This window comes from Vibrio sp. 704 (assembly GCF_033339295.1).
In genome coordinates, this window is sequence record NZ_JAWOUH010000049.1 from 1 (window position 1) to 2,675 (window position 2,675).

The window sequence follows — 2,675 nt, forward strand, 5'->3', positions numbered from 1 at the left end:
CCATGCGTTAGGTTTGGTGATTAAGGTGGTATGCGGAAGCTTAGGCATTGCGTGCCTCACACCTTAACAAGGCGTTAGCACTGGGTTGACATCAAAGGCTAAAAGTTTCTGTTTTTATTGGTTTCTTTTCCTCGCTTTGCACCTAAGCAAATGTGCCTTTCAGGTTCGCTCCGGTGGCACTATATGAGTTGTTTTCGCTTTGAGTTTGTCGTTTACGGTTTCTAACTTTCGGACTATTTCACTGGCGCGGTTTCTTTGATGCGGTTGATTTCCTGCCTTAAATTTGGCTATTTGTCGTGGTTGTTGAAGTCCGATGATCGAATCCTTTGCAAATTTTATTACTGCGAAATAGGGTAGTTTCGCATGTTTTTCTTCAAGCCAACTTACGTCTTGAAGTTTGTTTTTAGTTTGGCAGCTGTCCGTTTCGTTTTGGTGTTTTAAGCCATAAATTTCGTGCTATATTTCAATGTCTTGGCGTGTGTCAAAGGCTTAAAGGGCAGCGTGCTAACAAACAGTTCAAGTGGGATTCAGCACGCGTGGCATTTTTGGTATGCGTTGATTTTGGTGTTGAAGTACCATGCGGTAACATTGGTATTGCGTGCTTCACCCCTTAACTGGGCGTTATGTTTATTAGGAGAGTGTATTGAATCTATGCATAACTATAAGTGAAATAGACTGGTCCTTAACCAAGGATGTATTTTCAATATTAGGTACCGTCGGTGCACTTATTATTGGCACATTTGGTTTATTCACTTGGAGACGGCAGCTGCGAGGTACCAGCGAATATGAGCTCGCTAAAAAAGCAGTTTTCAAGACTTATGAAGTTCAGCAAGCCCTTCAAGCTGTCAGAAATCCAATGTTGTATCTGAGTAAAGAAGAGGTCGAGGTCGGACGTCGTCTTGAAGAGGAGCAGCGAATATATAATGAACGTATGACTTTGCTTTATGAGAAGTGGGCAGAACTACAAACAATACGTCTTGAAACAAAAGCAATATGGTCAGATAGCGCTCATAACTGTTTTAACGAAATTCAACAACGTATTGGAGATTTAAGAGGTGCTATTTGGCTACATTTCTGGATGAAAGGCGCTTATGCTGGTCCAGGGGCAACAGTTGATAATAATCCTGAGCGAGTTATTGAAAATGATAAGGTTGTGTATTTCGTTTCAGATGATGACGAATTCAGCCAAAAAATATTCAAGTCGGTAGAGAAAGTAGAATTATTCTTTGGCCCAAAAATTCGGGGTAAATAAACATAACAAACTGTTTAAGAGGGATTCGCAACGCGTGGCATTTTTACTATGCGTTGATTTTAGTGATTAGGGTGGTGTGCGATGGCTTCGGTAATGCGTTGCTCACCACTTAACAGAGCGTTATGTGTCAATGGGTTTCTAAACAGAGTGAGAAAGATAAAAATGCAGTTTATTTGGGAAGTCTCGGACGTAGAAATAGATACCTTGTTACCTCAGTGGAAATGGTTGCTTAATCCTACAGGGAAACCTTTGTATCTAACCATCATGGGTGACTGGCTATTTGGTGAAGTGGATGGCTCAATTTCATTGTTATCGGTTTTAGATGGTACCTATGAAACAATTGCTTCGGACTTTCATGAGTACAATAAAATGAATAAATCACAAGATTGGTGTGATAATGTCTTTTTAACTAGTTGGTATGACTTGGCGCTCGAACACGGGCTACAACCAAAACAAGACGAATGCTTAGGTTGGAATCTGCATCCAGTTATTGGTGGTGAGTTTTGTATGGAAAATTTGCAAGTATTTACTATGAAAGTATATCAATCACTAATGTCTCAGTTGCATTTTCAACTTCAGCACGCAAACACATAACAAACTGTTTAAGAGTGATTCGCAACGCGTGGCATTTTTACTATGCGTTGAATTTAGTGGTTAAGGTGGTATGCGGCGGCTTCGGTATTGCGTTGCTCACCCCTTAGCAGGGCGTTATGTAGCCGCGAGAGGACGGTAAGTTAAAAGGATTTATATATGTTAAATATTCGGCAAGCTCGCATTGAAGATATCAGTGTTATCAAGAAACTACAGTTTCAGCTTAATGAGTATCATCAAGCAAATTTACCTGATGACTTTTTGTCACCGGAAGAAATTGAACAAAAAATAGACCTACACAAGATAATCAAAAGTGAAAGCTCGATTTTTCTGGTAGCCGAAAGCAAAGGGCAGTTAGTAGGTTTTGTTTTTGGTGAGCTATGGGTTCGTAAGTCTTGGACGCTCAAAGAGCGAAAGATCGCAAACGTTGAACAGATTGTTGTGGATTCATGCTTTAGGAGTCAAGGTGTTGGAGTGGCGCTAATAGAGGCATTTGAGGAAAGGGCTATTTCTAACGGCGGAGAAGAGCTGTGGTTAGAAGTATATTCTTTCAATGAATCAGCTCTAGCTTTGTATCGCAAAGCTGGTATTGAGCCCAAGATCCAAATTGGACAGAAAGCACTAACCTGAAAGTCGGCTACATAACAAATTGTTCAAGAGTGATTCGGCACGCGTGGCATTTTTACTATGCGTTAGTTCTAGTGGTTAAGGTGGTATGCGGAAGCTTAGGTATTGCGTGCCTCACACCTTAACAAGGCGTTAGTTCCCCAGAGGAAGCAATCAATCCGTAGGGAATTTTTGTTTCTGGTGGAGTACACGCATAACTCGGATG

The 2,675-nt window shown here is 41.0% G+C and carries 3 protein-coding genes; all 3 read left to right on the top strand.

Translation table 11 applies throughout. From position 1 onward, the window contains the following. Positions 1–643: 643 nt before the first annotated feature. Positions 644–1,252, top strand: a complete 609-nt coding sequence (locus R7R24_RS24255) for a hypothetical protein (protein WP_005377053.1) — start codon at positions 644–646, stop codon at positions 1,250–1,252. A gap of 162 nt (positions 1,253–1,414) precedes the next feature. Continuing rightward, the gene (locus tag R7R24_RS24260; protein WP_005377056.1) at positions 1,415–1,846 is read left to right on the top strand and encodes a T6SS immunity protein Tdi1 domain-containing protein; all 432 of its coding nucleotides are present in this window, start codon (positions 1,415–1,417) and stop codon (positions 1,844–1,846) included. A 156-nt stretch (positions 1,847–2,002) separates the two neighbouring features. Next, on the top strand, positions 2,003–2,473 hold the full coding sequence (locus tag R7R24_RS24265) for a GNAT family N-acetyltransferase (protein WP_005377057.1): 471 nt from the start codon (positions 2,003–2,005) through the stop codon (positions 2,471–2,473). Positions 2,474–2,675 lie beyond the last annotated feature (202 nt).

Coding starts and splice junctions, on each gene's coding strand:
- R7R24_RS24260 (WP_005377056.1), top strand. CDS start 1,415: ATGCAGTTTATTTGGGAAGTCTCGGACGTAGAAATAGATACCTTGTTA.
- R7R24_RS24265 (WP_005377057.1), top strand. CDS start 2,003: ATGTTAAATATTCGGCAAGCTCGCATTGAAGATATCAGTGTTATCAAG.